At 67.1% G+C, this 13,413-nt stretch carries 1 protein-coding gene; it reads right to left on the bottom strand.

Features of this window, described 5'->3' with window-relative positions; translation table 11 throughout:
- Window positions 1-22: 22 nt before the first annotated feature.
- On the bottom strand, window positions 23-13,051 hold the full coding sequence (locus tag ACIPOO_RS22150; RefSeq protein WP_400609838.1) for a BapA/Bap/LapF family large adhesin: 13,029 nt from the start codon (window positions 13,049-13,051) through the stop codon (window positions 23-25).
- Window positions 13,052-13,413: the final 362 nt, after the last annotated feature.

The following is a 13,413-nucleotide window of genomic DNA, read 5'->3' as shown; positions in this document are numbered from 1 at the left end:
TCGGTTTGCTGGCTGCCTTGCGTCACACCACGTGTATGCCGTTCTGTACCCACAAATGGTGGTTCGGATCCTCCGTTGGGGTGTATTGGGTATAGCCGATTCCATCGATTTGGTGGGTTCCGGTATCGGCAGTCCAGGTGTCGGTCATGTGCACGCTGTCCTTGCTGTCCCCCTTGATGACCAGCGTGTTGTTGTCCGATGAAGTGATCGCCAGCACGTCGGACAGGTTCAGGGTCAGCGACACCGCGCTTGTGGTGTTCAGGTCCAGGATCTCGATGTTGTGGATGCGGCTTTGCAGATCCCCCAGGTTGATCGCCGCATCACCGCCGGCCCACAACAGGGTGTCGGTGCCTGTGCCGCCATCGACCGAGGCGAAGTGCTGGTCGGCGATGATCAGCGTGTCGTTGCCCGCGCCACCGTTGAGGGTGACGGCGCCGCCGTGGGAGCCGTCCAGCGTGTCGTTGCCGGCGGTGCCCTGGATCAGCTCGGCGCTGGAGGCAGGTCCGACGGCCACCAGCGCGCTGTGATCTTCCACGGCGCTCAGGCTCGAGAACGTGGTGGCGGTCACGGCACTGGCCTGGTCCAGGGTGACGACCAGGGTGGCGGTGTCGGTGGTGCCGTTGGGGTGCGTCAGTTGATAGGTGAATGTGTCCTGATGCCCGACTACCGCACTGGTCGACCCGGCGTTCAAGGTGTAGATGTAGCTGCCGTCGGCATGCACCAGCAGCGAGCCGTAGGTCCCGGTGAGGGTGGTGCCGTTGTAGCCCGGGGTGACGTAAGTGCCGGCCAGCAACACACTGAGCACGGTGTAGGGCGAGCCCAGTACATCGACGCCGCCGCCTGCGGTGTCGGTCAGCAGGTTGCCCGAAACCGGCGTGTAGCTGCCGACCACGAACTGGTTGCTGTAGGTGGCGGTGTTGGTAACGGTCGTGGTGACGGTGGTCAGGAGGCTGACGCCGCTGACGGCGACTCTGACCTGGTAACTCCCGGCGGCCTGCCCGGTGAAATTGATCCCATAGTCGCCGCCGCCAATGCTGAGCAACGCATTGCCTGCGTAGGATTTGACCAGTTCATACTGGCCGCTGGTGGTGTTGAGCTTGTACAGCCCGACCGTCAGGCCGCCCAGCAGATTGAGCAGGTTGCTCGCATGCAGCACGACGTTCAGGTTGCCGGTGGCGTTGGCGGCGACGGTGGTGTTGTAGGAGCCACTGCCAGCACCCAGAACGATGCCGAAGCTGCCGCCGGTGGTCGAAGTATCCACCTTGTTCGCCAGGGTGATGCTCGAATGGGCGATGTCATCGGTGGCGTCCACCAGCAGTGCCGGGCTTGCCAGGCTGCTGTCGTTCCAGATCTCCGTGGCCTGCGGGCTGTCGATGCGCACGTAGAGGTTGGCGGTGCTGCTCAGGCCGTTAGGGTGCACCAGCTGGTAGCTGAACACATCGACCTTGCCGACGCTGCCTACGCTGCCGTTGCTGGTGTAGCTGTAGTGGCCGCTGGAGTCGATCGTCAGCGTGCCGTACAGGCCTTGCACCGTGGTGCCTGCGCCTGCCGCGACGTAGCTGCCGCCTTTCATGATCTGCAGCACGGCACCGTTGTCCGGCCCGGTCTGGTCCACCTGGCCATTGGTGCCGACGTCGGTGATGACGTTGCCGGTAGTCGGAGTGCCTGCGGTGCCGTTGAACTGGGTCAGGCTGTGAATATCCAGTTCCAGTTGGGTGTTGACCGTGGTCACCAGGCCCACCCCGGAGCTGGACACCACCAGGCGGTAATCGCCGCTGAGCAGGTTGGCCATCTTCACTTGCAGCCCGGTGGTGCCCAGGCCCAGGAGGTCGAGCAGGCCGCCATTGCCGTTGACGTCCAGGGTGACCCAGGTGCCGCTGGCATTCTTCACTTGCAATGTGTAGTTGATGCCGTTGAGCAGGTTGAGCAGGCTGGACGTGGTCAGTGTCAGCGTCGGGTCGATGGTGGTGCCGCTGGCCACGGTGAAGCTGTAGGTCTTGGTGAAGCCTGCGAGCAGGGTGGAGAACGAGTCGGTGTAGTTCTGCACCACGGTCGCAGGGGTGATGTTGACCGTCGCGACGGCCAGGTTGTCGCTGGCGGTCACCGGCGCATTGGCGTCGATGTCCGGTGCAGTGACGTTGGCGCCCACCGAGACGTTGCCCCGCGGGTCGGTCAGGCTGACCACCAGTTTTTCGCCGTTGATCTGCGCCGCGTTCAAGGTGACGCTGAACACGCCGGTGCCGCCGACAGTGCCGGTGCCCAGCACCACGCCGCTGGCGGATTTGACCGTGACGGTCGCACCGGCTTCACCGTTCCCGCTCAGGCTCAGGCCATCGCCGCTGACCACCAGGGTGGTGGCGGCAACCGGAGGCGTGAGGTCGGGGGCCGTTGCACTGGCCACCGTCGACACGTTGCCGGCCGCGTCGGCCTGGGTCACGTTCAGCACTTCGTTGTTGATCTGCGGCGTGTTCAATGCCACGGAGAAGGTGCCGTTGGCGGCCACCGTTGCCGTGCCAAGCACCAGCCCTGCGGCGGTGCGCACGCTTACGGTGGAGCCCGCAACGCCGGTACCGGTCAGCAGTGTGCCGCTGGCATTCACTGCCACGCCGGTCGGGGCGCCCGGTGCCGTGGTGTCCGGCGCGGTCAGGGTGCCTGCCGCCGAGACGTTGTTGGCCGCATCCACCAGTCGCACGGTCAGGGCCTGGCCGTCGAGCTGCGCGGTGTTGAGTGTCACGTTGAAGGTACCGGTCACGCCGACCTGGCCAGTCCCCAGCAGCACTCCGGTTGCGCTGTATACATTCACCGTGGCACCGGCTTCGCCGGCACCGGTGAGGGTCAGGCCGTTGGCAGCGAGCGCCAGAGACGTCGGCACCAGCGGTGCCTGGATATCCGCAGCGGTGAGATGGCCGACAGGGGACAGGTTGCCCGCAGGATCGCTCTGCTGGATGTTCAGCACCTGGCCGTTGAGCTGGGCGCTGTTCAGGGTAATCGCGAAGGTGCCTGAAGCGTTCACTACCCCTGTGCCGAGCACCGTGCCTGCCGCGTTGGTGACCTTGACCGTGGCACCGGCCTCGCCCGTACCCGCCACCAGAAGTCCGGCGGCGTTGAGCGAAAGGTTGCTCAGCGCTGCGGGCGGGGTGGTGTCGGGGGCGGTGAAGGCCGTACCGGTGGAGACGTTTCCGGCGACGTCCGCCTGGGTCACGGTCAGGGCCTGGCCGTTGAGCTGCGCCGCACTGAGGGTGACCGAGAACGTACCGTTGGCGGCCACCAGTGCAGTGCCGAGCACGCCGCTGGCGCCGCGGACGGTCACGGTGGCACCGGCTTCGCCCAGGCCGCTGAGCACCAGCCCGGCGGCATTGATGCCAAGCGAAGTCGGCGCAACCGGAGCGGTGATGTCCGGAGCCGTGATGTTGAGGGACGTCGATGCGTTGCCCGCGACGTCCGACTGATGGGCGCTGAGAATCTGCCCGTTGGCCTGCGGCGTTGTCAGCAGTGCGCTGAACGTGCCGTTGGCGCCCACCACGGCAGTGCCCAGTACGGCCCCGCCCGGTGCATTGATGGTCACGGTCGCGCCGACTTCACCACGGCCGGTCACCAGGGTGCCGGTGGCGTTGATGGCAAGCTCGGTGAGCGGTGCCGGTGGCGTGGTGTCCGGTGCGATCAAGCCGGTCGGCAGGGAGATTTCACCCGTGGTTGCGGTGGCGGTCACCTGCAGGCTCTGGCCGTTGGCCTGCGCCGAGGAGAGCGTCACTGTGAAAGTGCCGCCGGCTCCGGTGGTGCCTGTGCCAAGCACGGCGCCCCCCGCGCCATAGACGGTGATGGTGGTCCCGGCTGCGGCTGCGCCGGTGAGTGTCAGGCCGCCGGCCGAGAGCGCCAGTTGCGTCGGCGCATCCGGTGGCAGCAGTGAAGGCACGGTGAAGTTCACGCCCAGCGAATGGTTGTCGCTGGCGTCCGTCTGCACCACGTTAAGCACTTGGGTGGACGGGATGGTGCTGGTCAGGTTGATGGTAAAGGTGCCGTCGGCTGCGACAACGCCGGTACCGACCGTCAGACCCGCCTGGGTCACGACCACGGTGGCGCCTGCTTCACCCCGGCCGACCAGTTGGGTATGGGCGGCGTTGATGGTCAGGTTCGTCACCAGCGCTGGAGCGGTGGTGTCGGGCGCCGTGACCACCAGGACCGGCGAGTGGTTGTTCGCACCGTCGGTGGCGACCACAGAGAGCAACTGGCCGTTGGTCTGCGCAGAGCTCAGGGTGATCTGGAACTGGCCGCTGGCGTTGGCCTGCCCGGTACCCAACACCACGCCGGCGGCGGAAGTGACGGTGACGGTGCTGTTGGCTTCGGCGGTCCCGGAAAGGATGGTGCCTCCCGCGCTCAGCACGGCACTGGCTGGAATGAGCGGCGGCGTGGTGTCCGGTGCAGTGACCGGGACGGGCGTGGAGTCGTTGTTCGCCGCGTCCACCTGCACCACCGTCAGCACCTGCCCGTTGAGCTGGGCGCTGCTGAGCGAGACGCTGAAGGTGCCGTTGGCGTTCACGGTCCCGGAACCCAGCAGCGTGCCGGTGCTGCTGGTCACGGTGATGTGTGCACCGGCCTCGCCGTTACCGGTGAGCACCAGGCCGTTCTGGCTGACAGCCAGGCCGGTCACGGGCAGTGGATCGGTGACGTCGGCCACCGTGTAGGTGGCGACGTCCGAGCGGTTGGTCGCGACGTCGGTCTGGGTCAGGCTGAGCACCTGGCCATTGAGTTGCGCGCTCGACAGCGACACGCTGAAGGTGCCGTCCGCGCCCACCGTGGCGGTGCCCAGTACGGCGCCGCTGGCGCTGGTTACCCGCACCAGCGCACCGATTTCGCCGGTGCCGGTCAGAGTCAGGCCGTCCGAGGTCAAGGCAGTGACCGCAGGTGGCGCCGGTGGCGTGTGGTCGATGGCGGTGACCGTCGCGGGCAGGGAAGGGTTGCCCGCCCCATCGCGCTGCACCACGCTGAGCACTTCGCCGTTCAGTTGTGCCTGGGTCAGGGTGACGGTAAAGCGCCCGTCGGCGCCGACAGTGCCGGTGCCCAGGGTGGTGCCGGCGGCATTGGTCACCAGCAGTTGCGCACCGGCTTCACCGGTACCGGTGAGGATCAGCCCGGTGTTGTCCACGGCCAGTTGCGCGACTGCGGCAGGCGGCGTGGTATCAGGCGCGATCAGGCTCCCTGCGACCGACGCATTGCCCGCGGCATCGGTCAGCACCACGAACACTTGCTCGCCGTTGTGCTGGGCCTGGGTCAGGTTGATCAGGAAGCTGCCGTTGGCGCCGACGCTGCCGGTGCCGATCACGGTGCCGTTGGCCAGGGTCACGCGGATAATCGCGTCGGGCTCGCCATTACCGGTCAGGGTGCTGCCGGTGGCGTTGAGCAGCAGGTTGGTGGCCGTTTGTGGCGGAGTCAGGTCAGGCGCGGTGACAGTCACCGGCGCGCTGATGTTGCCCGGTGGGTCGGCCTGCTGAACGCTCAGGACCTGATGGTTGAGCTGAGGCGCGTTGAGGGTGACGCTGAACGAGCCGTTGGCCAGAACCACGCTGGTGCCCAGCACATTGCCCGCCGCATCCTTGACGGTGACCGTCGCGCCGGCCTCACCGGTCCCGGTGACCAGCAGCCCCGAAGCGTTGATGGCGACGTTGTTCAGTTGATCGGGTGCGGTGGTGTCAGGTGCCACCAGGCTCGCAACAGGCGACACGTTGCCCGCCGCATCGGTCTGGACCAGGGTCAGGACCTGAGCGTTGGTCAGCGGGTTGGTCAACACCAGCGTGAAGGTGCCGGTGCTGCCCACCAGCACGTTGCCCAGCGCGTTGCCGCTGCTGTCGGTCACGGTCACCCGCGCACCAGCCTCACCGTGGCCGGTCAGGGTCTGGCCGTCGCTGGAGATTGCCAGTTGGGTCAGGGCCAGTGGTGCGGTGGTGTCCACCGTGGTCAGACTGCCGGGCAGAGAGGTGTTGCCCGAGGCGTCGGTCAGGGTGACCGACAGCAGTTGGCCGTTGTTCTGCGGCGTGGTCAGGGTGATCGAGAAGCTGCCGTCGATGCGCACGCTGCCGGTGCCCACCAGGGCACCGGACGGGTTGTAGACATTGACTGTGGCACCCGCTTCGCCGGTCCCGGACAGCACCGTGCCGTCGCTGGTGATCGCAAGGGCCGCGGGTGCGAGAGGCGCCACGAGGTCCGGTGCGATTAGGTTGACGCTGGGTGATTCATTGCCGCTGGGGTCAGTCTGGCTCAGGTGCAGTTGTTGTCCTGCGGTCTGGGCGGCGTTGAGGTTGAGGCTGAAGGTGCCGTTGGCGGCAACCACCGCCGTGCCCAGGGTCACGCCTCCGCCGCCGGTCACCGTCACGGTGGCTCCGGCCTCGCCACGCCCGGTCAGTGCCAGGCCATCGGCGGCCAGCACCAGGTTGCTCAGGGCCGAAGGTGCGGTGACGTCCGCTGCGGTGTAGGCGGTGGACAGCGAGTTGATGCCGTCGCTGGAGGTGGCGCTGGCCGAGAGGTGTTCACCATTGAGCTGCGCGGCGCCGAGGGTGACGCTAAAGGTGCCGTCGCTGCCCACCAGTGCCGTGCCCAGGACCGTCCCTGAAGCGCTGCGCACGGTGACCGTGCTGCCGACGTGGGCGGTGCCGGTGAGGGTCAGGCCGTCGGCACTGAGTGACAGTTGCGTCGGTGCCGGTTCGGCCAGCGAGCCTGGCGCGGTGACCGTGGCGCTGGGCGAAGCGTTGCCGGCGGCGTCGGTCTGAATGACGGTGACACTGGTGCCCGCACCGGCTGCCGGGGTCAGGGTCAGGCTGAAGTTGCCGTTGCTGCCGACCGTGCCCGTACCCAGCTGATTGCCGCTGGCATCGCGCACCACGACCGTGGCGCCGACTTCGCCGCTGCCGGCCAGGGTCACGCCGTCGGCGCTGATCGCAAGGTTGGCCACGGCGGCAGGCGGGGTGCTGTCACCGGCCTGGAACGCTGCGGCAGGTGAGACGTTGCCCGCGGCATCGGTGGCGGTGACGCTGAGGTTTTGTCCGTTGAGCTGAGGACTATTCAGCACCAGTTGGAATGTACCGTCCGCTGCCGTCGTACCGGTGCCCAGCACATTGCCCGCCGCATCGCGCACGGTCACCGTACTGCCCGCTTCGGCGGTACCGCTCAGTTGCAGGCCGGCCGGGTTCAGGGTCAGCCCCAGTGGGCTGTCGGGGGCGGTGTGGTCAACCGAGATCACGGTCACGGCGGTGGACACGTTGCCGGGTGGATCTTCCTGGGTAACGGTCAGCACCTGGGCGTTGAGCTGCGGTGGATTGAGCGTCAGGCTGAACGAGCCGTTGCTCGCCACCAGGCCCGTGCCGAGCAGGGTGCCATCGGCGCTGCGCACGGTGACGGTCGCACCGGGTTCACCATGGCCGATCACCGTGGCGCCGTCGGCATTGACCGACACCTGGGTGAGCGCGGCAGGCGGGGTGATGTCCGGCGCATCGACGGTGACCGATGGCGAGACGTTGCCGCTCGGGTCGGTCTGGCTGATGTCCAGGGTCTGGCCATTGTTGGGGGCCGGGTTGAGGGTGACGATGAAATTGCCGTCACTGCCGACCACTGCGCTGCCCAGCAGAGTGCCGTTGGCGTCGGTCACCTTGACCGTGGCGCCTGCCTCGCCGGTGCCGCTGACGGTGCTGCCGTCGGGGCTGATCACACCCACCTGCACAGCGGCGGGCGGGGTCTTGTCGACGGTATTGAGCGGGGTGTCCGCAGAGGTGTTGCCCGCAGCGTCGGTGAGGGTGACGTGCAACGGCGCGCCGGTGTTCTGGGCGCTGGGCAGGGTCACCTGGAAATTGCCGCTCTGATCGACTGTGCCGGTCGCCAGCACGTTGCCGGCCGCATCACGCACGGTCACGGTCGCGCCCGCTTCGCCCTGGCCACTGACCACGGTGCCGACGTTGTTGATGGTCACCCCGGTGGCGGCGGCCGGTGCGGTGAGGTCCGGCGCGTTCACGGTGGCCGGTTGCGAAGGGTTGCCTGCCGGATCGCGTTGGGTGGCGGTCAGCGCCTGGGCATCGATCTGCGCTGCGTTCAAGGTCACGTTGAAGCTGCCGTCGCTGGCCACCACGCCAGTGCCGAGAACGGTGCCCGCGGCATTGGTAATGCTCACCGTCGCGCCAGCCTCACCCCTGCCGGAGACCACGGTGCCGTTGCCATTGATGGTCAGTTGGGTCAGGGCATCGGGCGGCGTGTTGTCGGCGGCGACGATGGTGCCTGGGACCGAGGTGTGGCCATCGGCATCGCTGGCAGTGACGTGCAGGGTCTGCGCGTTGATCTGCGCGAAGGCCATGCGGATGTTGAAGCGGCCCGCGCTGTTGACCACACCGGTCCCCAGCGGGCTGCCGTCGTTGCCGGTGATGGTGATGGTGCTGCCGGGTGTGCCGGCGCCGGTCAGGGTGAAGCCATCGGAGCTCAGGACCAGGCTGCTCGGGGTCGCCACTTGGGTGCCATCGGGGCCTGTGAGTGGCGAAGGTGTCGAGTCATTGCCGGCGGCGTCGGTGCTGATGACTTGCAGGCTGCTGCCATTGGCGGCAGGCGTGGTCAGGGTCACCACAAACACGCCGTTGCTGCCCACGGTGCCGGTGCCCAGGATGGTGCCGGTGCTGGTCTGGACCGTGATGGTGGTGCCAGCCTCGCCGGTGCCGGACACGCTGGTGCCGGTCGGGTTGATCGCCAGGTTGCCGACGGGTGGTGGAGGCGTGGTGTCCGGTGCGTTGACCGGCGCAGGCACCGATGTGTTGGTGCCGTCGGTGGCGACCACCTGCAGCGCTTCACCGTTGGTCAGCGGTGTAGGCAGCGTCAGGGTGAATGTCCCGCTTTGACCTACGACAACGGTGCCCAGTGACTGACCGTTGGCGTCGAACACCTGCACGGTGCTGCCGATTTGAGCCGTACCCGACACGATGGTCCCGGTGTCATCGACGCTCAGGCCGCTCGGCACTGCCGGGGCGGTGACATCGGGAGCCGTGACGTTGGTCACCGGCGAGGGCAGGGTGCTGGCGTCGGTCTGGGTCACGCTCAGGACCTGGCCGTCGAGTTGGGCTGGGGTCAGGGTCACGCTGAAGGTGCCGTTGGCAGCCACCACGGCGGTGCCCAGAACGGTGCCGCTGGCGTCCTTGACGGTCACGGTATCGCCCGCCTGGCCGTTGCCGGTGACGGTCGCGCCGTTGCTGCTGATGCCCACGCCAGTCAGGCCTGGCGGCGGGGTGGTGTCGGGAGCGGTGAGGGAGGCATTGGGCGAAACATGCTGCGCGGCGTCGGTCTGGTTGACCACCAGCACCTGGCCGTCATTGAACACGCCCGACAGTGAAACCGTGAAGGCGCCTGTGCCATCGACCACGGCAGTGCCAAGCAGTGCACCGTTCGGCCCATACACATGAACCGTGGCGCCCGGTTCGCCAACGCCGGAAAGCTCGTTGCCGGCTGCATTGAGGGTCAACTGGGTCGGCGCGACCGGCGCCTGCAGATCTGGCGCAATCACCGGCACCGGTGTCGAGGTGCCTGGCGAGCCGTCGGCCTGGGTGACGCTGAGGTTCTGGCCATTGATCTGGGCCGAGGACAGGTTGACCTCGAAACGCCCGTTGGCGCCGACCACCGCCGTGCCCAGGCTGTTGCCCGATGCATCGTTCACCGTGACGGTCGCACCGATCTGGCCATTACCGGTCACCACCTGGCCATTGGCGGAGATCGTCACATTGGTGACGCTGTCAGGCACTGTCAGATCGGGTGCGGTCACCGGCGAAGGCTGCGAAACGTTGCCCGCAGGGTCGGCCTGGGTCACTTGCAGGACTTGCGAATCCACCTGTGCGGTGGTCAGGGTCAGGGTGAAGTGGCCATCGCTGCCCACCGTGCCTGTGCCGATGATCGCCCCGGACGGGCTGCGAACTGTGATGCTCGCGCCTGCTTCACCGTTACCGGTCAATACCCGGCCCTGGCTGTCCAGCGCGAGCCCGGTCAGCGGTGCTGGCGCCTGGGTGTCGGGGGTGATGTAGGGCAGGACTGGCGCTGCGTTGCCTGCGCTGTCGACAGCGCTGATGGACAGGGTCTGGCCGTTGTTCTGCGGGCTGCTCAAGGTCACGTTGAAGTGCCCGTCGGCGGCGACGATCGCAGTGCCGAGCACATTGCCGTTGCTGTCGCGCACCGTGATGCGCGAGCCTGCTTCACCCAGGCCGCTGAGCACGGTGCCGTTACTGCCGATGCTGAGATTGGTCGGTTGCAGCGGACCGTCCAGATCGGCGGCATTGACCGTCGTGGTGGGTGACGCGTTGCCAGCGGCGTCGGTCTGCAGCACGCTCAAGGTCTGGCCGTTGGTCTGGGCGCTCGACAGGGTGGCGCTGAAACTGCCCGTCTGGCCAACCACTGCGGTGCCGAGCACGTTGCCCTGGGCATCTTTGACGGTGACGGTGGCGCCTGGCTCTCCGCGTCCTGTCAGGGTCAGGCCGTTGTTGCTGACCGCAAGGTCGCTGACGATGGCGGGCGGGGTGGCGTCCGGCGTGACGACGGGAACGCTCACGGAGTCCTCGCCGCCGCTGACGGCCACCACGTCCAGCGTGGCGCCGGTGATCTGTGGCGGATTGAAGGTCACGTCGAAGGTGCCGTTGGCCGCCACGGTGGCGCTGGCGATGACCGTGCCGTTGGCGTCGCGCACTTCGATCAGGCTGCCAGGGGTGCCGGTACCGGTCAGGTGCGTGCCATCGGGGCTGAGCGCCAGATCGCCGGGAGTAGCGGGGCCGACCGCGTCAGGGGCGATGACCGAAACAGGGGGCAGGTGGTTGCCCTGGGCGTCGCTCTGGGTGATCTGCACCACATCGCCCGGATGGACGGCTGGCGAGAGGGTGGTCTGGAACGTGCCGTTGGCCGCCACCACGGTGGTCACCGTGACGCCGCCACTGGTAATGGTGATCGTCGCCAGCGGTTCGCCTTTGCCGGAGATCTGCGTGCCGTCGGCACTGATCACCACATCGGTGACCTGTCCTGGTGGCACGGTATCGGGTGCGGTGACCTCGACCGGCGCAGAGCTGTTGCCAGCAGCGTCGGTGGTCACGACGTCCAGATGCTCGCCGTTGATCTGCGGCGAACTGAGGGTCACGCTGAAGTGGCCGTTGACGTCGGCCCGGCCGACGCCGATGACGGTCCCCGAAGCATTGCGAATCAGGATCCGCACGCCGGGGTTGGCAAGGCCGGTCAGGGTCAGGCCGTCTGCGGAAATAGACAGGTCGCTGGGCGCCACGGGTGGCGTGGTGTCATGGGCCTGGACCGCGACATTGGGCGAGGTGTTGTTGGCGGCGTCAGTGAGGCTGACCTGCAGCACCTCACCGTTGACCTGGGCAGGGGACAGGGTCACCTGGAACGAGCCGTCGGCGCCGACGACAGCGGTGCCCAGCACGTTGCCATTGGCATCGATCACCGTCACCCGGGCGCCCACTTCGCCGTGGCCGGTGAGCAGCGTGCCGCTGTTGCTGATGGCCAGGTCAGTCGGGGCATCGGGTGGCGTCTGGTCAGGGGTGCCGGGATTGTCGAGGTCCGGTGCAAGGGCCTGTGCCGCGCCCGAGACATTGCCTGTCGCATCGGTGGCCGTCACGCTCAGGGTCTGCCCGTCGACTTGCGCGGGGTCGAGCGTGAGGTTGAACGTACCATCGGCCGCAACCACGCCGCTGCCGAGCAGGGTGCCGTCAGCAGCGCGCACCTGGATGGTCGCGCCGGGTTCGCCGGTGCCGGTCAGGTGTGTGCCGGTCGCGTCCACCAGCAGGTTGGCCGGTGCATCCGGTGCGGTGGTATCGCCTGCGGTGGCCGTGCCTGGCGTCGAGGTATTGCCCGCTGCGTCGGTGGCCGTCACGGTCAGGGTCTGGCCGTTGGCTTGCGCGGGGCTCAGGGTGAGGTTGAACGTGCCATCGGCTGCTACCACGCCGCTGCCGAGCAGAGTGCCGTCTGCACCACGCACCTGGATGGTCGCGCCCGGTTCGCCGGTACCGGTCAGGTGCGTGCCGGTCCCGTCCACCAGCAGGTTGGCCGGTGCATCCGGTGCGGTGGTGTCGCCCGCAGTAGCAGTGCCGGACGCCGAGGTATTGCCAGCAGGGTCGGTGGCCGTGACGGTCAGGGTCTGGCCGTTGGCTTGCGGCGGGTTGAGCGTGAGGTTGAACGTGCCATCGCCTGCCACCACGCCGCTGGCGATCAGGGTGCCGTCTGGTGCGCGCACCTGGATGGTCGCGCCCGGTTCACCGGTACCGGAGAGATGCGTGCCGGTCCCGTCCACCTGCAGGTTGGACGGTGCATCCGGTGCGGTGGTGTCGCCTGCGGTGGCCGTACCCGGCGCCGAAGTATTGCCAGCGGCGTCGGTGAGGGTGACGTTGAGGTTCTGGCCGTTGGTTTGTGGCGCATTGAGGGGGATTTCGAAACGCCCGTCGCTGCCCACGGTGCCGCTGCCCAGAATGTTGCCGGAGGCATCACGTACCGTGACCCGCGCACCGGCCTCGCCGAGCCCGCTCAACATCAGGCCGTTGGCGGAAACCAGCAGGCTGGTCGGGGCATCGGGCGCCGTGGTGTCGCCTGGTGTGCCGCTTCCGCCACCGCCACCACCGCCGCCGCCACCCGACACGGCCGCCGCGCCGCCGGCGCCCAGCAGACCCAGGCCGGCAATGGCCCAGGCCGAGGTGGCACCACTGACCACGCCGGTGCCGGCGATCAGTTCGTCAATCGAGGAAATCTCTTCGAAGGTGAATCCTTCGAACGCTTGCGCGTTGTACTGCGCTTGCCAGAGGGCGCCGTCCTCGCCCTGGAAAACCATGTCGCTGGCGACCCCGTCAGGGCCGGGGGTGAAAAAGTTGGCAACCTTGATGTGCTCGCCATTCTTCAGATTGACGACCAGATCCTGACCGCTGCGGCTCACGGAAGCCACCTTGTCGGGGGATACGGGCATTTGGACTACAGCGGGGTTTTTGAGCTGCAGATCGCCCCAGGCATGGGCATCAATCTGAGAGGTTGCTTTGTCAGCGACAACGACGTTTTCCATTTCCAAAATCCTTTTGCTTCGCTTTCACAAAAAACAACTACGCGACAATTCCTTGGGCGTGGGTGTGCCGTTCATGCCGTCCAGGATCCATACGGAGCGCGAGTCAGACCTGTTCTACTTGTTGGCTGGTTGGCGAGGCGGGACGCATCCGTGACCTCGATATGTGCATGGATCACCAAACGTTAGATTGGATCCACGTGAGTTCAATGCACAGGTTTTGACGTACGGGTGTATCCCTTCGGATTGAGGGCGCTAACCCCCTGAATGGAAAAGAAAGCGTGCCGATGTTCGCGTAATCACCAGCGGTCTGATATTTCAGAAATAATTTCGAACCCCTTCAAACGAGGGTGCGTGTGAAGCGG

Source organism: Pseudomonas sp. NPDC090201, from assembly GCF_044746825.1.
Taxonomy (GTDB): Bacteria; Pseudomonadota; Gammaproteobacteria; order Pseudomonadales; family Pseudomonadaceae; genus Aquipseudomonas; species Aquipseudomonas putida_AD.
This window is presented reverse-complemented; position numbering and strand designations above follow the sequence as displayed.

What these genes read in the sequence shown, in the direction of transcription:
- ACIPOO_RS22150 (WP_400609838.1), bottom strand. Translation starts at nt 13,051, where the DNA reads ATGGAAAACGTCGTTGTCGCTGACAAAGCAACCTCTCAGATTGATGCC.